This is a genomic window from Stenotrophomonas sp. GZD-301 (genome assembly GCF_049310345.1).
Classification (GTDB): Bacteria; Pseudomonadota; Gammaproteobacteria; order Xanthomonadales; family Xanthomonadaceae; genus Stenotrophomonas.
Genome location: NZ_JBMOWY010000079.1, coordinates 14,557 through 37,451 on the forward strand (window position 1 = coordinate 14,557; position 22,895 = coordinate 37,451).

Here is a 22,895-nt window from a genome sequence, read left to right on the forward strand (position 1 = left end):
CGAAGACGCCCCGGCATGCCGGGGCGTCTTCATGTCCGGCAGGTGGCGGCAGTGACTCAGGCTTCTTCGAACCGGTTGGCCGCCACGTTCTTGCGTACCTGCTCCGGATTCCAGATGCGGCCGTTCATGGCGATGTACACGCCGCTGGCCAGCGACTGCACCGCGCCGATCGCACAGCCGATGTTGAACTCCGCATCCGAGCCACGGAAGCGTGCCGGGCTCAGCGCGCCGGTCATGACGATGGTCTTGTCGGCGATCGACTTGAGCACCTTGCCGGTCTGTACCATCGAGTCGGTGCCGTGGGTGACCAGCACGTGGCGGGTCGGCTGCGCGGCGATGGTCGCGCGGATCAGTTCGCGGTCGTCATCGGTGATGTGCAGCGAATCCTTGCGCAGGATCGGAATCACGTTGAAACGGAAGGTCACACCCAGCTCGCGCAGGATCATCCCGATCTGGGGATCGCCGATCTGGTAGTCCGACTTGTCGTCGAAGTAGATCTTGTCGATCGTACCGCCGGTGGTGATGATCAGTAGTTCGTCCATTGCAGCAATCCTGGGTTGACGGTGAGCCGGGCAGCGTCGCCGCGCCCGGCCGCCATGATACCGCGCGATCCCGCAGAGCCGGGCGTCGCCCGTCTGCCGTTACCCCTTCTTCCCGAACCGCCTGCGCAACCCCGGTGCGCTCGCCACGGCGATCACCGCCAGCGCCAGCACCAGTTCGCTCCAGGCCCACACTGCAATCTCCGGATGGCTCCAGGCGCTCATCACCCCGTGGCTGAACCAGAACAGCGCCAGCACGCCGGCCCAGAACGCGGCCTTGCCCCGACGCACCAGCACGCCCACGGCCAGCAGCAGCGGCGGTGCGGTGAACACCAGCTGCGTGGCCAGCCAGTGCTTGTCATGCGCGAACCACAGCGCGTACAGCCCGGCCAGCGCCGCCAGCAGCAGGGCGAGCACGACCTCGGTCGCGCGCGCGCTCATGCCAGCCGCCGCGCGATGTCGGCCACGCGCCGGCCCAGTGCCCGGGCCAGGATGGCCTCGTCTTCGCTGGGCGTCGGGTCATCGTTGGCACCGGCCACATGGCTGGCGCCATAAGGGGTGCCACCGGTGGTGGTGTGGCTCAAGGCCGGTTCGGTGAAGGGAATGCCCACGATCAGGCAGCCGTGGTGCAGCAGCGGCACATGCATCGACAGCAGCGTCGACTCCTGGCCGCCGTGCAGCGACGCGGTCGAGGTGAATACCGCCGCCGGCTTGCCGGCGAGCGTGCCGTTGACCCATTCGGCGCCCAGCCCATCCAGGAAGTGCTTCACCGGGGCGGCCATGTTGCCGAAGCGGGTCGGGCTGCCCAGTATCAGGCCGTCGCACTCGGCCAGATCCTCCACGCTCACGTACGGCGCCCCTTCCTCGGGCACCGGCGGCCGCGCGGTCTGGGTGATCGCCGCCACCGGCGGCACCGTGCGCAGGCGCGCGGTCATGCCGGGTACTTCGCCGATGCCCCGCGCAATCTGGCGGGCAAGCCGGGCCACCGAACCGCCGCGGCTGTAGTACAGCACCAGGATCTCCGCCATCGCGCCTTCATCTCATCTTGGGGGCCAGCGGTCAGTATGGCGATGCGGCGGGCGCAGGGCGAGCGCGGCCGATGCGTCCACGTCCGGCCGCATCGGGTACCCTTGCGCCGATGGAACCTCTGGACACCCTCAACCTGTGGATGGAGCGTGTGCGGGATCGCGCGCGCGCCGCCAGCTTCGGCCGCTTCCTGTGGCGCCGCTTCCTCGACGACCGCCTGTTCCAGGCCGCCGCGTCGCTGGCCTACACCACCGTGTTCGCGCTGGTGCCGCTGGCGATCGTGGTGTTCGGGGTGCTCTCGGCCTTCCCGGTGTTCGACCGCTGGAGCGACCAGCTCAGCGACTACGTGTTCTCCAACTTCGTGCCCAATGCGGCGCGCGCGGCCGAAGGCTATCTACGCCAGTTCTCGGCCAGTGCCGGCCAGCTCACCGCGGCCGGCTTCATCGCGCTGGTGGTGTCGCTGCTGATCACGCTCAACAGCGTCGAGCAGACCTTCAACCAGATCTGGCGGGTCAGCTCGGCGCGGCCCAAGCTCACCCGTTTCCTGGTCTATTGGACGGTGCTGACCCTGGGCGCGATGCTGGCCGCCGCCTCGCTGGCGGTGTCGGCACGGGTGTTCGCGCTGCCGCTGTTCGGCACCAGCGAAGGCCGCTGGCTGGCCAATCTGTCGCTGGGGCTGGCGCCGGTCCTGATCGAATTCGTCTGCATCATGCTGGTCTACCGCGTGGTTCCGCACCACACGGTCAAATGGCGGCATGCGATCCCCGGCGCGATCCTGGCCGCGGTGATGCTGGAGCTGGTGAAGTGGGGCATGGGCGCCTACCTGGGCAGCTTCCAGTCCTACCAGAAGCTCTACGGCACGGTGGCCTTCGTGCCGATCCTGCTGCTGTGGATCTACCTGTGCTGGGTGTCGGTGCTGCTGGGCGCGTCGCTGGCGTCCTCGATTGCCGCGTTCCGCTACCAGCCGGCAGACCTGCGCCTGCCCACCGGCTATGAGATCTATGGCCTGCTGCGTCTTATCGGACGGTTCCAGCAGGCGCGCCAGCAAGGCCGCAGCCTGGACGACGACGAGATCCTGAGGCTGGAGCCGATGCTGACCGACTCGCTCCTACAGACCATGCTGTGCGACCTGGAAGCGATCCGCGTGGTGCGGCGAGACGAGCAGGGCGAATGGCTGCTGGCGCGCGACCTGGACAAGCTCACGCTGTCGGATCTGTACGAAACCACCCAGATGCGCATCCCGGTCAAGGAAGCGTACCTGCCCTACCGCGACGACAGCCTGGGCGACGCCTCGGTGGCCGCGCTGGATGCGCTGCGCCTGCCGCTGCGCGAACTGCTCAAGCGCCGCGTCAGCGACATCTATGTAAACCTCGGAGACACACCATGACCGCCAAGCCCCTGCTGCTTGCGCTGGGCCTGCTGGCGCTGGCCGCGTGCAACAAGCCCGCCCCGACCGCGCAGCCCGAACCGGCCGCGGCGCCGCCGGCAGCCCCTGCTGCCGATACGGCATCCGCGCCTGCGGCCACCCCCGACACCGACCGCCGCACCGTGGAACGCCCCACGCTCAAGCTCAAGGCGCTGGACGGCAGCGACTACGATCTGGCCGCGCATCGTGGCAAGTGGGTGGTCGTGAACTTCTGGGCGACCTGGTGTGCGCCGTGTCGCAAGGAAATGCCGGAGCTGTCCGCGCTGCATGCCATGCGCGACGAGATCGAGGTAGTGGGCCTGGCCTACGAGGACATCGAACCGGCCGAGATGAAGGCGTTCCTGGAGAAGCGACCGGTGACCTATCCGATCGTCATCGTCGATACGTACAACCCGCCGGAAGACTTCGCGATTCCGCGTGGCCTGCCGTTGACCTACCTGATCGCGCCCGATGGCACGGTGGCCAAGGAGTACCTCGGCCCGGTCACCGCCGCGGACATCGAGAAGCGCATCGCGGCCCGATAACCGGCCCCGGGGTTGAACGCAACGTCCCCCCGTAGAGCCGGGCTCTGCCCGGCTGCTTTTCTTTTGCCGGGCAGAGCCCGGCACCACGTGTCGAAGGTCTCGATGGGGTGCAGGACGCTGAAATGCTCGGTGTGCAGCTTGCCCTTCAGCGGCGGCAGCGCCAGCACCGGCTCGTCCACGCGGGTGTCGGGCAGGCGGTCCAGCAGGTTGCGGATCAGCCCCAGCCGGCCGCGCTTCTGGTCGTTGAAATCGACCAGCGTCCACGGCGCCTCCTCACGGTGGGTGGCGCGCAGCATCGTCTCGCGCGCTTCGGTGTAGGCGCTGTACTTGCTGCGCGACTTCAGGTCCACCGGCGACAGCTTCCAGCCCTTGAGCGGATCGAGGTGGCGCTCGGCGAAGCGCTTCTCCTGCTGTACCTGGTCCACCGTCAGCCAGTACTTGAACAGCACGATGCCATCGTCCACCAGCAGCTTCTCGAACACCGGCGTCTGCGCCAGGAACGCGCGGTACTGCGCTTCGGTGCAGTAGCCCATCACGTGCTCGACGCCGGCGCGGTTGTACCAGCTGCGGTCCATCAGCACGATCTCGCCGGCGGCCGGCAGATGTGACACGTAGCGCTGGAAATACCATTGGGTGCTTTCGCGGTCGGTGGGCTTGGGCAGCGCCACCACCTTGCACTGGCGGGGATTGAGGTGTTCAGCGATGGCCTGGATCGCACCGCCCTTGCCGGCGGTGTCGCGGCCTTCGAACAGCACCAGCACGCGCTGGCCGGTGTGCTGCACCCAGCGCGCCATCGCGGCGAGTTCCAGTTGCATCGGTTCCAGCAGTTCCTGGTATGCCTTGCGCTTGAGCTTGCCCATCCAGCCGCTCCGGTGGTCGTCGTGGAGGATCGAGCCTAGCGCACCGCAGGATCAGAGCGTGTGTTCGCCCTGCCAGCCGCGTTCGCGCGCCATGCCCTCGACCGCGGCGGTGAAATCCACGGCGAACGCCGCCATGTCGAACAGGCCGCTGCGCGTGCGTTGCACGGCCAGTTCGGCACGCAGCGCCTGCAGCGCCTGCGCATCGTTGCCGAGCTGGATGGCCGTGGCGATGAAGGCGCGGTCATCAACGGCATTCATCCGGGCCAGTCCCAGATGGTGATTGAGGCTGCCGGCCACGCGCGCGGCGAACGTACTGCCCGGGCAGGTCAGCACCGGGCAGCCGGCCCACAGCGCATCGGAGGCGGTGGTGTGGGCGTTGTAGGGGTGGGTGTCCAGGAACAGGTCCGCGTGCTGGTAGCGGGCCAGGTACTCGGCGTGGGGCAGGCGCGGCATGAACACCAGGCGTGCCGGGTCCACGCGCGCGTCGCGGGCCGCCGCACGCAGCCGCGCATCGGCGTTGCCGGGGCCGGACAGCAGCCACAGCACGCTGCCGGGCACGCCCTGCAATACCGCGAACAGACGCTGCATGCTGCGCGGGGTGAGCTTGTAGCTGTTGTTGAAGCAGCACAGCACCACGCCGTGTTCGGGCAGGCCGCAGGCGGCGCGCGACGGCGGCAGTGTCATCGCGCGCGTGTTGTCCGAGGGCTGGAACGCGCGCGGCAGGCGCAGGACCTGTTCGCTGAAGGCCGGGGCCAGCGCGTCGGGCAGCACGAATGCGTCGGCCAGCACGTGGTCGATCCACGGTGCGCCGGACGTGCCCGGATACGCCAGCCAGTTCACCTGTACCGGCGCCGGGCGCATCGCCAGCACCTGCGGCGTGCCGCCGCCGCCCCAGCCACGCAGGTCGAACAGCACATCGATGCCGGCGTTGCGGATACGGGTGGCGATGTCCTGGTGGCTCTGCCCGCCCACCTCGTGCAGCACGCTGGCCGCCGCCTTCAGGCGGGCGCGGATGTCGCTGCCGTCGTCGCCGTTGAGCGCGAACAGATGCAGCTCCAGCCGGTCGGCGCGGCCCAGCTGCTCGAACAGGGCCACGGTCAGCAGCCCGGTTGGATGGGCGCCGAAGCCATTGGAGAGGAAGCCCACGCGCAGCCTGCCGTGGCCACGCACGGTTGCCGGGGGCAGGGGAGCCAGGCCCGCCCCGACCGCTGCCGCGCGCTGTCGCGCGCAGGCCAGCTGTTCGGCGGCGCTGGCGTCTTCACTGAGGAAGGCGAACGGCTCGACCACCGCCTGGCCCTGTGCCACCGCCTGCCGGACCTGGGCGGACAGCCGGTCCAGATCGCGCCAGTCGCACAGGCGGCGCTGCCAGTTGAGCAGCTGCGCGGTGATGTAGGGTTCGCCGGGCAGCAGCCGGTGTGCATGGCGATAGGCATCGGCGGCGGCCTCGGGCTGGCCGGCATCCTCCAGCGCATGGCCGAGCCACAGGGCGATGCCCGGATGCTGCGGTACCTGCTCGGCCGCCCGGCGCAGCAGGGCGGCTGCATCGCCGGGGTGGCCCTGCATCCAGCGGGCACGCCCGAGCCGGGCCAGTGCTTCGGGGTGATCGGCGCGCAGCCGCAGCGCCTGGGTGGCCGCCGCCGCGCCGGGGGGGGGGGGGGGCGAATCTGGGTTTGAGTTTTCTAACATCACCCCTAAAAGGAAGGCGGCAGGCTGGCGCTGCACGGCCTCGCGCAGCTGCTGCCGTTGCAGGTCCGGCGCGCTCACGCTCAGGGGCCGGCCGCCAGCTGCGCCAGTTCGTCGGCCTGGTGCTCGTGGATCAGTCGTTCCACCAGCGTATCGAGCTCGCCGGCAATGATGTTGGGCAGGTCGTACAGCGTCAGCCCTTCCACACGGTGGTCGGTGATCCGGCCCTGCGGGAAGCTGTAGGTGCGGATGCGCTGGCTGCGGTCGCCGCTGCCTACCTGCAGGCGGCGGCTCTCGGCGGTGGCGGCGGCCTGCCGGCTGCGCTCGGCGTCGAGCAGCTGTGCCTTCAGGCGCTTCATGGCCTTGTCGCGGTTGGCGTGCTGGCTGCGCTCGGTCTGGCATTCCACCACCACGCCGGTCGGCAGGTGGGTGATGCGGATCGCCGATTCGGTCTTGTTGACGTGCTGGCCGCCGGCGCCGGACGAGCGGAACGTATCCACCCGCAGGTCGGCCGGATTGATCGTCACGTCCTCGACATCGTCGGCTTCGGGAATGATCGCCACGGTGGCCGCCGAGGTGTGGATGCGCCCCTGCGACTCGGTGGCCGGCACGCGCTGCACGCGGTGCGTGCCCGATTCGAACTTCAGCTTCGAGTAGGCGCCGCGACCGACCACCCGGGCCACGATTTCCTTGTAGCCGCCATGTTCGCCGGGGCTGTCCGATTCGACCTCCACCTTCCAGCCCTGGCGTTCGGCGTAGCGGGCGTACATGCGGAACAGGTCGCCGGCGAAGATCGCCGCCTCGTCGCCGCCGGTACCGGCGCGCACTTCCAGGAACAGGTTGCCGTCGTCGCGCGGGTCGCGCGGTACCAGCAGCAGGGCCAGGTCCTGGTCGAGCTGCTCCAGGCGTTGCTGGGCCGCGGTGATTTCCTCCTCGGCCAGCTCGCGCAGGTCCGGCTCGGCGCGCATCGCCTCGGCCGCGGCCAGGTCGGCCTTGGCCCGGGCTTCGTCGGCCAGTGCGGTGGCAATCGGCTGCAGCTGCGAGAACTCGCGCGAGAACGCGCGGAAGCGTTCGTTGTCGCCGACCACGCCCGGGTCGGCAAGCAGGCGTTCAAGTTCTTCGCGGCGCTCGGCCAGCGCTTCCAGCTTACGGCGCAGGGTCGGCGTCATCATTCCTCACAACAGGGTGCTGATAGCCCGGCTTGGCCGGGAACAGGCGCTCGGCGGCGCGGGTCAGTTCAGTATCGCCGCTCAACGCCGCCGCGCGCAGCGCGGCCGTCGGCGGGTGCAGCAGGCGGTTGGTCAAGCCGTGCGCGAGCAGTTCCAGCACGTCCTCGGCGGGTTTGCCGTTGGCCAGCTGCTGTCGGGCTTTTTCCAGCATCTCCGTCCGCGTCGCATCGCCGTAGGCGCGCAGTTGCCGCAGCGGCGCCTGGTGCGCGCCGGCCTGCAGGGTTTCCACGAACCGGGCGACCTGCAGGTCGATGATCGCCTCGGCCTCGGCGGCGGCTTCGCGACGGCTGCGGCGGTTGTCTTCGACCGCCCGCTCCAGATCGTCCACCGTGTACAGGAAGGCATCGCTGAGATCGCCCACGCCCGATTCGATATCGCGCGGCACGGCCAGGTCGAACAGCAGCATCGGCTTGTGCCGGCGTGCCCGCAGCGCGGCAGCGACATGCGCCTTGGCGATCACCGGCTCACGCGCGGCGGTGGCCGAAAACACCACGTCGGCTTCGCCGAGGTGACGCTCCAGTTCGGTCAAGGGCAGGGCGACGCCGCCGTGGCGGCTGGCCAGGTCCTGGGCATGGGCGAGGGTGCGGTTGGCAATCAGCAGCCGGCGCACGCGCCCCTCGCTGAGATGCCGCGCCGCCAGCTCGATGGTCTCGCCGGCGCCGACCAGCAGCACCGTGGAATCTTCCAGCCGGGCGAACGAGTTCTGCGCCAGGCGCACCGCCGTGGAGGCCACCGACACCGGATTGGCGCCCACCCGGGTATCGGTGCGGGCCCGCTTGGCCACCGAAAAGGTCTGCTGGAACAGGCGGTCCAGGCGCTGGCCGAGCAGCCCGTGATCGCGCGAGGTGGCCCAGGCGTCCTTCACCTGGCCCAGGATCTGCGGTTCGCCCAGCACCATCGAATCCAGGCCGGTGGCCACCCGGAACAGATGGCGCACGGCGTCCGCATCGGCATGCTGGTACAGGTAGCCGTGGAGCTGGCCGGCGTGGCTTTCCAGCCAGTCGGCCAGGGCCTGCCCGGACTCGGCGATGGCATACAGCTCGGTGCGGTTGCAGGTGGACAGCAGCACCGCTTCGGCCACCTGCGGGGTGTCACGCAGCGAGGCGAGCGCCCGCGGCAGCGCATCGCCGCCAAAGGACGCGCGTTCGCGCAGTTCCACTGGCGCGGTCTGGTGGTTCAGTCCGAGCACCCACAGGGTCATTGTTCAGTTGCTTGCGATAAGCTGCTGGCCATTCAAGTCGTCATTTTAAGGCTCAGATGCCCCCGATGCCCGCATTGATTCGCATCTCCAGCGTTCTGCTGCTGTCTTTGTTCACCGCCAACGCCCTGGCGGCCCGTCCGGCCACGGTTCCGGCGGGCAAGGACAGCGCCGCCGAGCCTGCCTCGCTGACCCCGGTCATGGCCGGCGAGTTCGCCCTCCAGGCCGGCAAGCTGGAGGACGCCGCGCGCTGGTACCTGGAGGCCGCCGAAGCCGGCCGCGACGACGCCGGGCTGGCCGAGCGCGCCACCCGCATCGCCATGCTGGCCAACGATGATGTCCGTGCCGCCCGGGCGCTGAAGCTGTGGGAGGCGCGCGCGCCGCGCTCGCTGGCCATGCGCAGCAGTGCCGCGGCCCTGGCCATGCGCCAGAACCAGGTGAAGACTGCCCAGGCCGAACTGGTTGCGGTGCTGCGCGACCCCGATCCGCGCGGCTGGAAGTTCGCCATCGCCGCCCTGGTGGGGGGCGGCCGCGACCCGGCCGTGCCGGCCCAGGTGCTGGGCGGGCTGGTGGACGCCAATGCGATCCCCAACACGCTGGAGGCCTGGCAGGAGTTCGGTCGCCTGGCGCTGCGCATGGACAAGCCCGATCTGGCCCGGCGCATGGTCGACGAAGTGGTCCGCCGCTTCCCCGATGAACCGCGCGTGGCCCTGCTGCACGCCAGCCAGTTGAGCCAGTCCGGCAAGACCGACGAGGCGCTGGCGCTGCTGCGCGGGGTGGAACCCAAAACCGCGCAGGACCCGGAACTGCGCAACGCGGTGGCGATCACCTACGACGCGATGGGCGAATCCAAGGCCGCCGAGCGCGTGCTGTCGGTCGGCCCGCAGGACGTGCAGACCTACGGCATGCGCGCCTCGCTGCTGGCCAAGCAGAACGACACCACGGCGCTGCTGGCGCTGTATACCGAGCTGTCCGGCAAGGCGACCAAGCCCGATCCGGCCCAGCGGCTGCTGCTCGGCAAGATCGCCGAGTACCTCAAGCGGCCGGCCGAGGCGGTGGAGTGGTACCACGGCGTGCCTGGCGGTCCGGAACGCGACGAAGCCCGCCTGCGCGCGGCCAACGCCCAGTACGAACTGGGCCGCACCGACAAGGCGCTGGCCGAAGTGCATGCGATCCAGTCCGACGCGACGGTCGATGACGAGGCACGGCGCGACGCCTACCTGCTCGAAGCGGAGCTGCGCCAGCGCGGCAACGACGATGCCGGCGAACTGGACGCACTCGGCCGCGGCCTGGCCGCCTATCCCGACGAGAACGCCCTGCTGTATGCCCGCGCGCTGGCCTGGGAGCGCCGCGACGACATCGCCCGCGCCGAGGCCGACCTGCGCAAGGTGCTGGTGACCGATCCGGAAAACGTGGCCGCGCTCAACGCGCTGGGCTACACCCTGGCCGATCGCACCCAGCGCTACCAGGAGGCCCTGGAACTGATCGACCGCGCCCGCGTGGCCGAGCCGGACAACGCCGCCATCGTCGACAGCTACGGCTGGGTGCTCTATCGCCTGGGTCGCAACGAACAGGCGCTGGTGCAGCTGCGGCGCGCCTGGAGCCTGGCCAAGGATGCGGAGATCGCCGCCCATGTCGGCGAAGTGCTGTGGGTGCTCGGCCGCAAGGACGAGGCCCGCCAGTTCTTCGACGAAGCCCGCAAGCTGGACCCTGACAACCGCGCCCTGCAGCGCGTGATCGAGAAATACGGCGTATGAACCTGCAGTTCCTGAAACCTGCCGCGGCCCTTGTCGCGGCCCTCTCGCTGTCGGCGTGCGTATCGCTGGACGAGCGCAAGGCCCCCTCCGCGCCGGCGGTGGTGACCACGGTGTCGCCCGCCGCGCAGCAGGCCGAAAGCGCCCGCGTCGCGGCGGTTCTCGCGCAGCCGCAGTGGGCGTTCCAGGGCCGGGTGGCCATCAACAAGGGCCGCAACGGCGGCAATGGCCGCATCGACTGGCAGCAGCAGGCCCACCAGTACGTGGTCGAGCTGAGCGCGCCGGTGACCCGCCAGAGCTGGAAACTGACCGGCGACACCCACCACGAAGGCGGGCGGCTGGAAGGGCTGGACGGCGGACCGCGCCAGGGCGACGACGCCCAGCAGGTGCTGCTGGAGGCGACCGGCTGGGATATTCCGGTGAACCAGCTGCCCGACTGGGTGCGTGGCCTGGTGGTCGACGCTGCGGGCCCGGCCGAGCAGGTCGAGCGCGACGGCGAGGGCCGCCCGCGCCGCGTGCAGCAGATGGGGTGGCAGATCCAGTACCTGGACTGGTACCCGGCGGAGGGCGATCGCCCGGTGCTGCCGCGGCGGATCGAGGCGGTCAACGGCGACGCCAAGGTGCGCCTGGTGGTCGACAGCTGGGTGCTCGGCACCCCATGAGCGCGCCGGACCTGAACGCCGGCTGGTCGTACTGGCCGGCGCCGGCCAAGCTGAACCTGTTCCTGCAGATCACCGGTCGCCGTGCTGACGGCTATCACCAGCTGCAGACCGTCTTCCGCCTGCTCGACTGGGGCGACCGGCTCCGCCTGCGGCTGCGCGAGGATGGGCAGGTCCGCCGTGACGGGCCGTCGGTGGCGGGTGTTGCCGAGGCCGATGACCTCGCCGTGCGTGCGGCGTGCCTGCTTAAAAATGCGGCAAACGTCTCTCAAGGTGCCGACATCGGCATCGAAAAGCACGTTCCGGCCGGCGGTGGCTTCGGCGGCGGTTCGTCCGATGCGGCCACCGTGCTGGTCGCCCTGAACCACCTGTGGGGGGCAGGGCTGGACGTGGACACGCTGGCGGCGCTGGGCCTGCAGCTTGGTGCGGATGTGCCGGTCTTCGTGCGCGGCCACAACGCGTGGGCCGAAGGGGTTGGCGAGCAGCTGACCCCGATGGACCTGTCGCCGGCCTGGTACGTGCTCGCCGATCCCGGCGTTCACGTCCCGACGGCTGCGCTTTTCGCATCACCGGATTTGACGCGCGATGCCCCAGTGGCGAAAATAGAGGACTTCGCTTCCGGGTCTTTGCTCGGGAATGCGTTCGAGCCGGTCCTGCGCCGCCGCGAGCCTGCCGTTGAGGCGGTGCTGGTGGCGTTGAGCAGTATCGGCCGGGCACGACTCACCGGGTCGGGAAGCGGTTGTTTCGTCGAGTTCACCACGCGCACTGCCGCAGAGCAGGCGTTGGCGGAGTTGCCGGAAGGACTGCGGGCATGGGTGGCTGCGGGCGTGGAGCGCTCGCCACTGCTTGATGTACTCGAGCGTTATTGATTTTTGATGCAGGGGCGTCGCCAAGAGGCCCAAGGCACCAGGTTTTGATCCTGGCATTCGGAGGTTCGAATCCTCCCGCCCCTGCCACTTGCGGATGTTTTGCCGCGAACCCTTGCGCACGCGATCTGCGCGGGCGCGGTCGAACCTCCGCAGTGTCGTCACCGCCGACGCCTCCGGGTGCCTGCGGCAGAGTTCTCCGCCAATCGCTCCCGCCCGAGACCGTCCCATGATGCAAGAATCCCCCAACCTGCTGGTATTTTCCGGCAACGCCAACAAGCGCCTTGCGCAGAGCATCTGCAAGGAACTGGGGGTGCGACCGGGCAAGGCACTGGTCTCGCGCTTCTCCGATGGTGAAGTGCAGGTGGAAATCGAAGAGAACGTCCGCAAGCAGGACGTCTTCGTGATCCAGCCGACCTGCGCCCCCAGCGCCGAGAACCTGATGGAGCTGCTGGTCCTGATCGATGCGCTCAAGCGCGCCTCGGTCAACAGCGTCACCGCGGTGGTGCCGTACTTCGGCTACTCGCGCCAGGATCGCCGCATGCGCTCCTCGCGCGTGCCGATCACGGCCAAGGTCGCCGCCAAGATGTTCAGCGCCGTGGGGGCCGACCGGGTCCTGACGGTGGATCTGCATGCCGACCAGATCCAGGGTTTCTTCGACATGCCGGTCGACAACGTGTATGCCTCGCCGCTGCTGCTCGCCGATATCTGGCGTGCCTACGGCACTGAAAACCTGATCGTGGTGTCCCCGGACGTGGGTGGTGTGGTGCGCGCGCGCGCCGTCGCCAAGCGCCTGGACGATGCCGACCTGGCGATCATCGACAAGCGCCGTCCGCGCGCCAACGTCTCCACCGTGATGAACATCATCGGTGACGTCGATGGCAAGACCTGCGTGATGGTCGATGACATCGTCGATACTGCCGGCACCCTGTGTGCGGCCGCTGCTGCCCTGAAGGCGCGTGGCGCGCTCAAGGTGGCCGCGTACTGCACCCATGCCGTGCTCTCGGGCCCGGCGGTGGACAACATCAACAACTCCCAGCTCGATGAGCTGGTGGTGACCGACACCATCCCGCTCAATGAAGCGGCGCGGGTGTGCAGCAAGATCCGCCAGCTCAGCGTGGCGGAGATGCTGGCCGAAACGATGCGCCGCATCGCCTTCGGCGAGTCGGTCAGCTCGCTGTACGTGGATTGATGCTGTCGAAATGAAATTTCCGGCTGCCGGCAACGGCAGACGGGTCCCGGGTACGTCTGGTCGCGGACGTACCTTCAACCGCCACGCCTTCGGGCACGGCAACTACTGGTAGTGCAAACATGTCGAAGACTCATGAAATCAAGGTCACCGCTCGTGACGTGCAGGGCAAGGGTGCGAGCCGCCGCCTGCGTCACGCCGGCGTGATCCCGGCCGTTGTGTACGGCGGCGACGCCGCTCCGATCAACATCAACCTGGACCACAACCAGATCTGGCTGGCCCAGCAGAACGAGTGGTTCTACTCGTCGATCCTGGACCTGAACCTGGACGGCCAGGTCACCAAGGTGCTGCTGCGTGACATGCAGCGCCACCCGTTCAAGCAGCTGATCATCCACCTGGATTTCCTGCGCGTGAACGAGAACGAGGCCCTGACCGCCAACGTCCCGCTGCACTTCATCAACGAAGACACCTCGCCGGCTGGCAAGGCTGCCGACGTCGTGGTCACCCACGAACTGAAGGAAGTGACCATCTCCTGCCTGCCGAAGGACCTGCCGGAATCGATCGACGTCGACCTGGCCGACCTGAAGGCCGGTGACGTGATCTACCTGTCGGACATCAAGCTGCCGAAGGGCGTCGAGATCCCGGCCCTGGCCCAGGGCAAGGACCACGACGACGCGATCGTCACCGCCAAGCACGGCAAGGAAGACGCTGCCGACGAAGCGCCGGCCGCAGAGTAAGTGGTTGCGGCGTCTGTCCTTCGGGGCAGGCGCCGTTTCTGTATGTGCCGGCACAGGGCTGGTACCGACGAAGAAGAGTGATGACAGGATTGCGATTGATCGTTGGTCTGGGCAACCCCGGACCCGAGCACGCCCAGACCCGGCACAACGCCGGGTTTCGTTTCATTGACGCCCTGGTCGAGCAGGCCGGCGCGCGCTGGAGCGTGGACAGCAAGCTGTTCGGCGAGACCGCCAAGGTCGACATCGCCGGGCAACCGGTGTGGCTGCTCAAGCCCGCCACCTTCATGAACCTCAGTGGCAAGTCGGTCACCGCCGCGCAGCGCTTCTGGAAGATCGAGCCCGAAGAAACCCTGCTGGCGCACGACGAGCTGGACCTGCCGCCTGGCGTGGCACGGCTCAAGTTCGACGGTGGCCACGGCGGCCAGAACGGCCTGCGCGACACCATCCGGCTGCTGGGGCATGGCAGGTTCCACCGCCTGCGCATCGGCATCGGCCATCCCGGCCACAAGGACCGCGTGGTCCCGTGGGTCCTCGGCCGCGCCGGCAAGGATGACGATGTGTTGATCGGCCATGCCATCAACGACGCCATCGATGTACTGCCGTTGGCAGTGAAGGGCGACTACAGCGAAGCCATGAAGCGCCTGCACACCCCGAAATGAACCCCCCCGGCAGGCACGCAGCAATCCGGTAGGTACACGTAGCAACCCGGTAGGTACCGACCGCTGGTCGGTACGGAAAATGATCGGTAAAACGGTGCCCCACGGCGCGCCCTTTTACCAATCACTTTCACCCCAGAGGTTGTCAAAGATGGGTATCAAATGCGGCATCGTCGGTCTGCCCAACGTGGGCAAGTCGACCCTGTTCAATGCGCTGACCAAGGCGGGCATCGCGGCGGCCAACTTCCCGTTCTGCACCATCGAACCGAACGTCGGCATCGTGCCGGTGCCGGATCCGCGCCTGAACGAGCTGGCCGCGATCATCAACCCGCAGAAGGTCATCCCGACCGCGGTGGAATTCGTCGACATCGCCGGCCTCGTCGCCGGTGCCGCCAGCGGTGAAGGCCTGGGCAACAAGTTCCTGGCCCACATCCGCGAAGTGGATGCGATCACCCACGTGGTGCGCTGCTTCGAGAACGCCGACGTCATCCACGTCAACAACAAGGTCGACCCGATCTCGGACATCGACACCATCGATACCGAGCTGGCTCTGGCCGACCTGGACAGCGTCGAGAAGGCGCTGAACCGCGCCGAGCGCGCTGCCAAGGGTGGCGACAAGGAGGCGGCGGCCCGCAAGCCGGTGCTGGCCAAGCTGCAGGCCGCGCTGTCCGACGGCAAGGCCGGCCGCACCGCCGGTCTGGACGAGGAAGAGAAGGCCCTGGTCCGCGACCTGTTCCTGCTCACCCTCAAGCCGGTGATGTACATCGCCAACGTGCTGGAAGACGGTTTCGAGAACAACCCGCACCTGGACGCCGTGCGCGCCCGTGCCGCCGAAGAAGGCGCGCAGGTGGTACCGGTGTCGGCTGCCATCGAAGAAGAGCTGTCCCAGCTCGACGACGAAGACCGCGACACGTTCCTGGCCGACCTCGGTCTGTCCGAGCCGGGCTTGAACCGCGTCATCAACGCCGCCTACAACCTGCTCGGCCTGCAGACCTACTTCACCGCTGGCGTGAAGGAAGTCCGCGCGTGGACCGTGCGCAAGGGCGCCACCGCCCCGCAGGCGGCCGCCGTGATCCACACCGACTTCGAGAAGGGCTTCATCCGCGCCGAAACGATCGCGTATGACGACTTCATCAAGTACAAGGGCGAAGCCGGCGCCAAGGAAGCCGGTCGTCTGCGCCTGGAAGGCAAGGAATACCGCGTCCAGGAAGGCGACATCCTGCACTTCCGTTTCAACGTCTGATTCCACCGACGAGGAACACCCGCAACGCCCCGCCTTGAGCGGGGCGTTTGCGTTTGGGCGGGCGCCCGAGGCGGTAGTAGGTGCCGACCGTTGGTCGGCACACCTTCTGCTGGACACTAATTGACCATTCCAGAAAAACCTTGCCCTGCAACGCTCACACAGGCTTGTCCACAGCAAACCCCCGCGGCTCTCCACGTGCCATGTGGAAAACCCGCGCCCGTCGATGCGCTGCACGTCGCAACCAGGTGGGTACCGACCATTTGCCGCGGTGGGTGCCGACCTCTTGCCCCGGTGGGTGCCGACCGTTGGTCGGCACACCTCCCGCTGGACAATAATTGATCACCCGTCAAAACCCCTGCGCCGCAACGCTCACACAGGCTTGTCCACAGCAAACCCCCACGGCTTTCCACGCCGCGTGTGGAAAACAGCTGCGGCCGGACCCCGATCCGCTCCCGCCAGCACTGGACAATTATTGACCACCCTTGGAAAGCGCTGCGGCGCAACGCTCGCACCGGCTTGTCCACAGCAAACCCCCACGGCTTTCCACGCGTCATGTGGAAAACCCACGCCCCTGCGCTGCGCCCAAAAAAAGACGGAGGCAGTGCCTCCGTCCTTTCCACAGCGTTCCTGGCGGTGCGCCTTACAGCGGCGTGCCGCCGAACTTGTGGGTGTACTGCAGGTTGATCGTGCGGCCGACGGTATCGAACCAGGACACGTCGTAGTACGGGTACGAGGTGTAGGTGGCGTCCTTCGGCGGCATCTTGTTGCCCACGTTGACCACCGACAGCGACAGGCGGGCGTGGTCGTCGAAGCGGTACTGCACCGACACGTTGTAGCGGTAGGTCGCGCCGATCCACGGGCTGTCGCCGCTGTCCGGATCGAAGCTCTGGTCGTAGCTGTCGTAGGTCGGCAGCCGGCCCAGGCGCGAGCCGTAGACGGTGGCCGACCAGGCGTCCTTCTCCCAGGTGATGCTGGCGCTGGTCTTGGTGCGCGGGATGTCGAAGCCGCTGTTGACCGCGAACTGGTCTTCGACCACGTCGCCGGCAAACTGCTGGAAATCGTGCGTCTTCACCCAGGTGTGGTTGCCGCTGAAGATGAAGTCGCCAAACGTCGTCGGCAGGCGGTAACGCAGGCCCACATCGATGCCGCGGGTGGTTTCGCGGGCGATGTTGATCGGGTTGACGTGCACGCCATACAGGCGGCCATCGCTGGTGCGGGTCACCCGGCTGATGGCGTCCACGCAGGTCGGCGAGGTCGGGTCCGCACCGCCCAGGCGGCAGGCCGCTTCATCGCGCAGGATCGAGCCCACGTCCATGTCCCGCACCTGGTCGCGCATGTCGATGTCGAACCAGTCCACCGACAGGTCCAGGCCGATCGTCGGCGACCACACGAAGCCGGCGCTCCACGACGTGCTGGTTTCCGGGTCGAGCCTGCGGTTGCCTTCGCGCGTGCGGATCAGGTTCTCCTCGTAGTCCGAGCAGTCGTCGGCCTGGTCCAGCTGGCAGTTGTAGTAGTCGTTGTTGCTGGTTTCGTCGTTGCCCGGCCCGGCGTACACGTAGTGCAGGTCCGGCGCGCGGAATGCGGTGCCGTAGGAGCCGCGCACCAGCAGCGTATCGATCGGGCGCCACTCGATGCCGCCACTCCAGGTGGCCTTGCCGATGCTGTTGCCCGAGTAGCGGTACTGGTCGAAGCGGCCGGCCACGCTCACGTTGAGCGTGTCGTGCAGCGGCAGGCGCAGCTCGGCGGCGGTGGCCCAGCGGTTGCGGCTGCCGTGGCCATCGGAGTCCTTCCAGCTGTAGTAGTAGTACTGGGTGGCCAGCGGATCGGGGTTGAGCGCGTAGGACTGATTGCCGAACTCGGCCGTGGCCGCGAAGCCGGCCTTGCCGCCCGGCAGCTCGAACAGCTCGCCGTTGGTCAGGGTCAGCGCGGCGGTGTCGGTGCGCGACTTGGGCGTGTAGGTCGTGCGCGCGGCGATCGAATCGTACTCGGCGCGGCTCAGCGGACGGTACAGGCGCGCCGGATCGGCGTTGAAGATCGGGAAGACGTTGTCGTCATCATCGGTGTACTCGCCGAGCTGCTCGCCCAGGAACAGCGCGTTGGCCTTGGCGGCCACGATCTGCGGCCAGCGGATCGACGACTGGTACTGCGAATGGCTCAGCGAGGCCTCGTAGTCCCACGCCCCGGTCAGGGTGCCCTTGAAGCCGGTGGTGATGCTGAAGGTCTTCTGGGTGCTGCGGATCATGCCGTTGCGCAGCCCGCCCATTTCCTCCGGCGAGAACTGGCGCTGCCAGAACTCGACCTGGTCGGTGGCCTGGTTGTAGAAGTAGCCATCCTCGTTGCCGTCGGCGGCCATGCGGCCCCACTGGGTCACATCGCGCATCAGTGCGATGTCGTGGTAGCCCATCTGCACGTCGGCAAACCAGCTGGCGCCATTGTCGAAGGCATAGTTCAGCGACGCGTAGCCATTGACGCCGCGACGCTTGCTCAGGATCGTGCCGTAGCCGATCGAGCGGTCACTGCCGCAGTAGAAGCCGTAGCGCGCGCGTTCGGCGTAGTGGGTGCTGCCGTTGTTCTGGCCGGCCAGTGCATCGCAGGTGGCCTGGCCCGGGTCGAGGTAGTCGTCGTTCCAGTCGGTGCGCAGGTAGGCGCGGCGCGCGGCGCGGGCGCTTTCGGTGGGCGCGTCCAGGGTGGAGTCCTGCTGCGCGCGCTCGTAGGCCCACAGCGGCGTCTGCGACTGCAGGTCCAGGCTGTACACCGCACTGAAACGACCGGCATCGAAGCCGCTGGCGATGCTCATGGCGAACGACTCGCCGCCGCCCTCGCTGGTGGTCCCCATGCGCACGTCCACCGTAGTGCCGTCCACCTGCTTCTTGAGGATGAAGTTGACCACGCCGGCGATCGCGTCCGACCCGTAGATCGCCGAGGCGCTGCCGGTCAGCACTTCGATCCGCTCGATCATCCCGATCGGGATGTTGGACACGTCGGTGAAGTTGCTGCGGCCCTGGAAGGGCATCGGGAAGTCGGCGATGCGGCGCCCGTTGACCAGCACCAGGGTGTGGTTCGGGCCCAGCCCGCGCAGATCAACCTGCTGCGCGCCGGGCGAGAAATCGGCGCCACTGGCGGACTGCTGGCTCTGCGTCTCGCCGCCGTTCTGGGTCATCGACCGCAGCACGTCCGGCACGCTGGTGAAGCCGCTCGCCTGGATCTGCTCGGCGGTGATCACCGTGACCGGCGCCGGTCCTTCCACCTGCGCGCGGGGAATGCGCGAGCCGGTGACCTGCACCGTATCCAGTTGCTGCACTCCGGGGGCGGCCGTCTGGGCTGCCGCAGTTGCGGCCACACCCATCAACGCCAGCTGGATCGACCACGCCATCGCCTGTTTACGCATGAGAATTCTCGAGAAGAAAGTGTCGGCCTCGAGGGAGGCCTGTCCCCCATTCACTTTTCGCGAATGGACGGCGCGCATTTAACGCCTTTTTTACGGGCTTGACCACTGCCATGTTCTCTGGCAAAGAGTGAAAGCGCTTACACCCTCGATTTGTTCAGGGAGATCAACGTGCACAAGGCTTTCCGCCGTTTCAGACCGCTCCTCTGGGTGCTGCTGGCCGGCCTGGCGCTGCCGGCCCAGGGCCAATCTGCGCGCAGCCTGCAGGAGCCAGGCTACCGCTACTACGAGATCGGCGACCTGGATGCGCCGCAGGCCGCCCGGACCGAGCCGGCGATGATGCTGATGGGCGGTGGCGACTGGGTGCCGGCCGCTTTCGCGTGGTGGCTGGAGCGCGCCGGCCACGGTCGGGTGGTGATCCTGCGCGCGTCCGGCGGCGATGACCTCCAGGAGCGCCTCTACCGCGACATCGGCGGCGTCAGCACGGTCCAGACCCTGGTCTTCGACAGCCGCCGCGCCGCCGACGACCCCAATGTGCTGCAGGTGGTGGCCGCCGCCGATGCGATCTTCATCGCCGGCGGCGACCAGTCGCGCTACATCCGCTTCTGGAAGGGCACCGCCCTCAACGACGCCCTCAATGCCCATGTGCGCGCCGGCCGTCCCATTGCCGGCACCAGTGCCGGTCTGGCCATTCTCGGCGGCTACAGCTACGGCGCACTGGATGGTGGCAGCATCACCTCGGACCGGGCGCTGCAGGACCCGATGGGCAGCGCGGTGACCCTGGACAACGACTTCCTGACCATGCCGTACCTGTCCAACGTCGTCACCGATACCCATTTCGGCAAACGCGACCGGCTCGGCCGCCTGATCGTCTTCGTCGCCCGCGCCGCACGGGAGAGCGGGCGCCCGGACATGGTCGGCATCGGTGTGGACGAAGACACCGCGCTGTGCGTGGAGGCGGACGGCCGCGGCCGGGTGTTCAGCAACGACGACGGCTACGCCTGGCTGGTCATGCCGCGCCACACCGCCGACCGCCTGCGCGATGGCGAGCCGCTGGACTTCCACGCGATCCCGGTCACCGGCGTCGGCAGTGGCAGCCGCCTGCACCTGGACGGGTTCCGGGTTGACGATCCGGCGTTCCAGATCACCGCCGACATCCGCGACGGGGCCTTGGAACTGCAGCCCCGCTGACGCCATGATGGGGGTCTTGCCTGCCTGGAGACCCTGTCATGTTCCGACCCACCGCGTTGCTGCTGTCGTTGTGCCTGTCGAGCCCGCTTGCGTCGGCGGCCGAACCCGTCCTGGTGATCCACGGTGGGGCAGGGGTCGAGCGCAAGGATCTGTCGCCCGCCGAGGAAGCAGCGGCGCGCGCCGCGCTGCGCCAGGCGCTGCTGAAGGGCCACGCAGCACTCGCGGCAGGGCGTCCCGCGCTGGACGCGGTGACGGCCGCCATCACCGTTCTGGAGGACGATCCCACCTTCAACGCCGGCAAGGGGGCCGTGTTCACCCATGACGGGCGCAACGAACTGGATGCCTCGCTGATGGACGGTGCCACGCTGAAGGCCGGCGCAGTGGCAGGCGTGCACCGGGTGCGCAATCCGATCCTGCTGGCCGAAGCGGTCATGCAGCATTCCCCGCACGTAATGATGGTGGGCGAGGGCGCCGAGACCTTCGCCGCCACCCAGGACATCGCGCTGGTCGATCCGGCCTACTTCCGCACCGAGAAGCGCTGGCAGCAGCTGCAGAAGGCGCTGCGCGAAGAGGCTGCCGGCCAGGCGCATGCCGACCTGGAAACGGCACGTCACTTCGGCACGGTCGGTGCCGTGGCGCTGGACGCCCAGGGCAAGCTTGCGGCAGGCACCTCCACCGGTGGCATGACCAACAAGCGCTATGGCCGCGTCGGCGATTCGCCGATCATCGGCGCCGGCACGTATGCCAGCGCCACGTGCGCGGTGTCCGGTACCGGGTGGGGCGAGTACTACATCCGTACCGCTGCGGCCTACGACATCTGCGCGCGCATGCAGTACCTCAGGCAGGGGCCGGATGAGGCCGGGCGTGCGGTGATCAATGAGCGCATTCCCGCCCTCGGTGGCGATGGTGGCGCGATCGTGCTCTCGGCCGATGGTCGGGCGGCGACGCCGTTCAATACGCAGGGCATGTACCGGGGCTGGATCGGCGCCGACGGCGTGCCGCACGTGGCGATCTTTGCGGACGAACCGCTGCCGCTGCCGGGCCAATAGCCTGCAATCGCAGGGCAATTCAACATTCGTGTGAAAAAATTCAAAAAGGTTGTTGACAGAACCCTCGTTCACCCCCAAAATTCACGGCTCTTCCACCCCACACCGAAAACGCTTCGGCGCAACGGGACAGGGTGGTAAGGAGGGATACCCAAGCGGCCAACGGGGGCAGACTGTAAATCTGCTGGCTTACGCCTTCGGTGGTTCGAATCCACCTCCCTCCACCAGTTTCATGTTGTGGCAAGAGCTTCCGATGCGGGAGTAGTTCAATGGTAGAACCTCAGCCTTCCAAGCTGATGGTGCGGGTTCGATCCCCGTCTCCCGCTCCATTGAATGAGTTTGAATATATTCAAATTCGTGCCATAATACAAAACTCGCTCACGTAGCTCAGTCGGTAGAGCACCTCCTTGGTAAGGAGGAGGTCGAAGGTTCGATTCCTTTCGTGAGCACCATCTAGTGCACCACACTTCAGACGATTCGAGATAAGCAGCCATGGCCAAGGGTAAGTTCGAGCGCACCAAGCCGCACGTCAACGTCGGCACCATCGGTCACGTCGATCACGGCAAGACCACGCTGACCGCCGCACTGACCAAGATCGGCGCCGAGCGCTTCGGTGGCGAGTTCAAGGATTACTCCGCGATCGACGCCGCGCCGGAAGAAAAGGCACGTGGCATCACGATCTCGACCGCGCACGTCGAATACGAATCCACCGAGCGTCATTACGCCCACGTGGATTGCCCGGGCCATGCTGACTACGTCAAGAACATGATCACCGGTGCTGCCCAGATGGACGGCGCGATCCTGGTGTGCTCGGCCGCTGACGGCCCGATGCCGCAGACCCGCGAGCACATCCTGCTGTCGCGTCAGGTCGGCGTGCCGTACATCGTCGTGTTCCTGAACAAGGCCGACATGGTGGACGACGCCGAGCTGCTGGAACTGGTCGAAATGGAAGTCCGCGAGCTGCTGAGCAAGTACGACTTCCCGGGCGACGACACCCCGATCATCGCGGGTTCGGCCCGTCTGGCGCTGGAAGGCGACCAGAGCGACATCGGCGTGCCGGCCGTGATCAAGCTGGTCGAAGCTCTCGACAGCTGGATCCCGACCCCGGAACGCGACATCGACAAGCCGTTCCTGATGCCGGTGGAAGACGTGTTCTCGATCTCGGGCCGCGGCACCGTGGTGACCGGTCGTATCGAGCGCGGCGTGATCAAGGTCGGCGAAGAAATCGAAATCGTCGGTATCCGTCCGGTCCAGAAGACCACCGTCACCGGCGTGGAAATGTTCCGCAAGCTGCTCGACCAGGGTCAGGCAGGCGACAACGCCGGTCTGCTGCTGCGCGGCACCAAGCGTGACGACGTCGAGCGTGGCCAGGTCCTGGCCAAGCCGGGTTCGATCAAGCCGCACACCCAGTTCGACGCCGAAGTCTACGTCCTGTCCAAGGACGAAGGCGGCCGCCACACCCCGTTCTTCAAGGGCTACCGTCCGCAGTTCTACTTCCGTACCACCGACATCACCGGTGCGGTTGAGCTGCCGGAAGGCGTGGAAATGGTCATGCCGGGCGACAACGTGAAGATGGTTGTCACCCTGATCAACCCGGTGGCAATGGACGAAGGTCTGCGCTTCGCAATTCGCGAAGGCGGCCGTACCGTCGGCGCCGGCGTGGTCTCCAAGATCATCGCGTAAT

The 22,895-nt window shown here is 67.7% G+C and carries 19 protein-coding genes, 4 tRNA genes and 1 pseudogene; 16 read left to right on the forward strand and 8 right to left on the reverse strand.

What is annotated here, in order from left to right; translation table 11 throughout:
- Positions 1-56 precede the first annotated feature (56 nt).
- The 3 genes from ACO6VK_RS19115 to wrbA all read right to left on the reverse strand — a co-directional run bounded on the left by ACO6VK_RS19115 (position 57) and on the right by wrbA (position 1,567).
- On the reverse strand, positions 57-542 hold the full coding sequence (locus ACO6VK_RS19115) for an asparaginase domain-containing protein (protein ID WP_017357593.1): 486 nt from the start codon (positions 540-542) through the stop codon (positions 57-59).
- Between the two features lie 99 nt (positions 543-641).
- Positions 642-980: a DUF2069 domain-containing protein gene (locus tag ACO6VK_RS19120; protein WP_422509915.1), complete on the reverse strand. Its 339-nt coding sequence runs from the start codon at positions 978-980 to the stop codon at positions 642-644.
- Positions 977-1,567 (reverse strand): NAD(P)H:quinone oxidoreductase, encoded by a 591-nt coding sequence (wrbA, locus tag ACO6VK_RS19125; protein WP_422509917.1) that lies wholly within the window; start codon positions 1,565-1,567, stop codon positions 977-979. The genes ACO6VK_RS19120 and wrbA overlap by 4 nt, the downstream gene beginning before the upstream one ends.
- A gap of 110 nt (positions 1,568-1,677) precedes the next feature.
- On the opposite strand from wrbA, the gene ACO6VK_RS19130 reads away from it, so the two are divergent.
- Both ACO6VK_RS19130 and ACO6VK_RS19135 read left to right on the forward strand, forming a co-directional pair.
- On the forward strand, positions 1,678-2,952 hold the full coding sequence (locus ACO6VK_RS19130; RefSeq protein WP_422509919.1) for a YihY family inner membrane protein: 1,275 nt from the start codon (positions 1,678-1,680) through the stop codon (positions 2,950-2,952).
- Positions 2,949-3,515: a TlpA family protein disulfide reductase gene (locus ACO6VK_RS19135; RefSeq protein WP_422509921.1), complete on the forward strand. Its 567-nt coding sequence runs from the start codon at positions 2,949-2,951 to the stop codon at positions 3,513-3,515. The genes ACO6VK_RS19130 and ACO6VK_RS19135 overlap by 4 nt, the downstream gene beginning before the upstream one ends.
- A 92-nt stretch (positions 3,516-3,607) precedes the next feature.
- Here the strand turns inward: ACO6VK_RS19135 and ppk2 are convergent.
- The 4 genes and pseudogenes from ppk2 to hemA all read right to left on the reverse strand — a co-directional run.
- A pseudogene (gene ppk2, locus ACO6VK_RS19140) lies at positions 3,608-4,375 on the reverse strand (polyphosphate kinase 2); the annotation flags it as partial.
- 51 nt (positions 4,376-4,426) lie between these two features.
- The gene (locus ACO6VK_RS19145) at positions 4,427-6,139 is read right to left on the reverse strand and encodes a tetratricopeptide repeat protein (RefSeq protein ID WP_422509923.1); all 1,713 of its coding nucleotides are present in this window, start codon (positions 6,137-6,139) and stop codon (positions 4,427-4,429) included.
- Between the two features lie 2 nt (positions 6,140-6,141).
- Entirely contained in the window at positions 6,142-7,227 is a 1,086-nt protein-coding gene (gene prfA / locus ACO6VK_RS19150) for a peptide chain release factor 1 (RefSeq protein ID WP_422509925.1), read from the reverse strand.
- Positions 7,205-8,488 carry a glutamyl-tRNA reductase gene (gene hemA / locus ACO6VK_RS19155; protein ID WP_422509927.1) on the reverse strand — a complete coding sequence of 428 codons (1,284 nt, stop codon included), beginning with the start codon at positions 8,486-8,488 and terminating at the stop codon, positions 7,205-7,207. Before hemA ends, prfA begins: the two co-directional genes overlap by 23 nt.
- Before the next feature lie 65 nt (positions 8,489-8,553).
- On the opposite strand from hemA, the gene ACO6VK_RS19160 reads away from it, so the two are divergent.
- From ACO6VK_RS19160 to ychF, 8 genes are all read left to right on the forward strand, one after another.
- Positions 8,554-10,242, forward strand: a complete 1,689-nt coding sequence (locus ACO6VK_RS19160; protein WP_422509929.1) for a tetratricopeptide repeat protein — start codon at positions 8,554-8,556, stop codon at positions 10,240-10,242.
- A complete protein-coding gene (gene lolB, locus ACO6VK_RS19165; protein ID WP_422509931.1) occupies positions 10,239-10,901 on the forward strand; it encodes a lipoprotein insertase outer membrane protein LolB in 663 nt (220 codons plus the stop codon). The genes ACO6VK_RS19160 and lolB overlap by 4 nt, the downstream gene beginning before the upstream one ends.
- Complete coding sequence (gene ispE / locus ACO6VK_RS19170) at positions 10,898-11,767, forward strand: 4-(cytidine 5'-diphospho)-2-C-methyl-D-erythritol kinase (protein WP_422509933.1); 870 nt, start codon at positions 10,898-10,900, stop codon at positions 11,765-11,767. The genes lolB and ispE overlap by 4 nt, the downstream gene beginning before the upstream one ends.
- A 10-nt stretch (positions 11,768-11,777) precedes the next feature.
- Positions 11,778-11,854 (forward strand) — tRNA-Gln (locus tag ACO6VK_RS19175).
- A gap of 142 nt (positions 11,855-11,996) precedes the next feature.
- Entirely contained in the window at positions 11,997-12,956 is a 960-nt protein-coding gene (locus ACO6VK_RS19180; RefSeq protein ID WP_422509945.1) for a ribose-phosphate diphosphokinase, read from the forward strand.
- Positions 12,957-13,075: 119 nt separating this feature from the next.
- Positions 13,076-13,690: a 50S ribosomal protein L25/general stress protein Ctc gene (locus tag ACO6VK_RS19185; protein WP_422509935.1), complete on the forward strand. Its 615-nt coding sequence runs from the start codon at positions 13,076-13,078 to the stop codon at positions 13,688-13,690.
- An 80-nt stretch (positions 13,691-13,770) separates the two neighbouring features.
- Complete coding sequence (pth, locus tag ACO6VK_RS19190; RefSeq protein WP_017356356.1) at positions 13,771-14,349, forward strand: aminoacyl-tRNA hydrolase; 579 nt, start codon at positions 13,771-13,773, stop codon at positions 14,347-14,349.
- A gap of 148 nt (positions 14,350-14,497) precedes the next feature.
- Complete coding sequence (gene ychF / locus ACO6VK_RS19195; RefSeq protein ID WP_422509937.1) at positions 14,498-15,589, forward strand: redox-regulated ATPase YchF; 1,092 nt, start codon at positions 14,498-14,500, stop codon at positions 15,587-15,589.
- A gap of 640 nt (positions 15,590-16,229) precedes the next feature.
- Here the strand turns inward: ychF and ACO6VK_RS19200 are convergent.
- The gene (locus tag ACO6VK_RS19200; RefSeq protein ID WP_422509939.1) at positions 16,230-18,977 is read right to left on the reverse strand and encodes a TonB-dependent receptor plug domain-containing protein; all 2,748 of its coding nucleotides are present in this window, start codon (positions 18,975-18,977) and stop codon (positions 16,230-16,232) included.
- 168 nt (positions 18,978-19,145) lie between these two features.
- Between ACO6VK_RS19200 and ACO6VK_RS19205 the strand changes: the two genes are divergently transcribed.
- The 6 genes from ACO6VK_RS19205 to tuf all read left to right on the forward strand — a co-directional run bounded on the left by ACO6VK_RS19205 (position 19,146) and on the right by tuf (position 22,894).
- A complete protein-coding gene (locus ACO6VK_RS19205; RefSeq protein WP_422509941.1) occupies positions 19,146-20,165 on the forward strand; it encodes a cyanophycinase in 1,020 nt (339 codons plus the stop codon).
- A 38-nt stretch (positions 20,166-20,203) separates the two neighbouring features.
- Positions 20,204-21,214, forward strand: a complete 1,011-nt coding sequence (locus tag ACO6VK_RS19210; RefSeq protein ID WP_422509943.1) for an isoaspartyl peptidase/L-asparaginase family protein — start codon at positions 20,204-20,206, stop codon at positions 21,212-21,214.
- A gap of 138 nt (positions 21,215-21,352) precedes the next feature.
- Positions 21,353-21,438 (forward strand) — tRNA-Tyr (locus ACO6VK_RS19215).
- A 28-nt stretch (positions 21,439-21,466) separates the two neighbouring features.
- Positions 21,467-21,540: transfer RNA gene (locus ACO6VK_RS19220), tRNA-Gly, on the forward strand.
- 47 nt (positions 21,541-21,587) lie between these two features.
- Positions 21,588-21,663, forward strand: a tRNA-Thr gene (locus ACO6VK_RS19225).
- A gap of 40 nt (positions 21,664-21,703) precedes the next feature.
- Entirely contained in the window at positions 21,704-22,894 is a 1,191-nt protein-coding gene (tuf, locus tag ACO6VK_RS19230) for an elongation factor Tu (RefSeq protein WP_411850006.1), read from the forward strand.
- Position 22,895: the final 1 nt, after the last annotated feature.

Bases quoted from the DNA above. Each gene is read 5' to 3' on its own strand.
- ACO6VK_RS19115 (WP_017357593.1), bottom strand. From the start codon at position 542: ATGGACGAACTACTGATCATCACCACCGGCGGTACGATCGACAAGATC.
- ACO6VK_RS19120 (WP_422509915.1), bottom strand. From the start codon at position 980: ATGAGCGCGCGCGCGACCGAGGTCGTGCTCGCCCTGCTGCTGGCGGCG.
- wrbA (WP_422509917.1), bottom strand. From the start codon at position 1,567: ATGGCGGAGATCCTGGTGCTGTACTACAGCCGCGGCGGTTCGGTGGCC.
- ACO6VK_RS19130 (WP_422509919.1), top strand. From the start codon at position 1,678: ATGGAACCTCTGGACACCCTCAACCTGTGGATGGAGCGTGTGCGGGAT.
- ACO6VK_RS19135 (WP_422509921.1), top strand. From the start codon at position 2,949: ATGACCGCCAAGCCCCTGCTGCTTGCGCTGGGCCTGCTGGCGCTGGCC.
- prfA (WP_422509925.1), bottom strand. From the start codon at position 7,227: ATGACGCCGACCCTGCGCCGTAAGCTGGAAGCGCTGGCCGAGCGCCGC.
- hemA (WP_422509927.1), bottom strand. From the start codon at position 8,488: ATGACCCTGTGGGTGCTCGGACTGAACCACCAGACCGCGCCAGTGGAA.
- ACO6VK_RS19160 (WP_422509929.1), top strand. From the start codon at position 8,554: ATGCCCGCATTGATTCGCATCTCCAGCGTTCTGCTGCTGTCTTTGTTC.
- lolB (WP_422509931.1), top strand. From the start codon at position 10,239: ATGAACCTGCAGTTCCTGAAACCTGCCGCGGCCCTTGTCGCGGCCCTC.
- ispE (WP_422509933.1), top strand. From the start codon at position 10,898: ATGAGCGCGCCGGACCTGAACGCCGGCTGGTCGTACTGGCCGGCGCCG.
- ACO6VK_RS19180 (WP_422509945.1), top strand. From the start codon at position 11,997: ATGCAAGAATCCCCCAACCTGCTGGTATTTTCCGGCAACGCCAACAAG.
- ACO6VK_RS19185 (WP_422509935.1), top strand. From the start codon at position 13,076: ATGTCGAAGACTCATGAAATCAAGGTCACCGCTCGTGACGTGCAGGGC.
- pth (WP_017356356.1), top strand. From the start codon at position 13,771: ATGACAGGATTGCGATTGATCGTTGGTCTGGGCAACCCCGGACCCGAG.
- ychF (WP_422509937.1), top strand. From the start codon at position 14,498: ATGGGTATCAAATGCGGCATCGTCGGTCTGCCCAACGTGGGCAAGTCG.
- ACO6VK_RS19200 (WP_422509939.1), bottom strand. From the start codon at position 18,977: ATGCGTAAACAGGCGATGGCGTGGTCGATCCAGCTGGCGTTGATGGGT.
- ACO6VK_RS19210 (WP_422509943.1), top strand. From the start codon at position 20,204: ATGTTCCGACCCACCGCGTTGCTGCTGTCGTTGTGCCTGTCGAGCCCG.
- tuf (WP_411850006.1), top strand. From the start codon at position 21,704: ATGGCCAAGGGTAAGTTCGAGCGCACCAAGCCGCACGTCAACGTCGGC.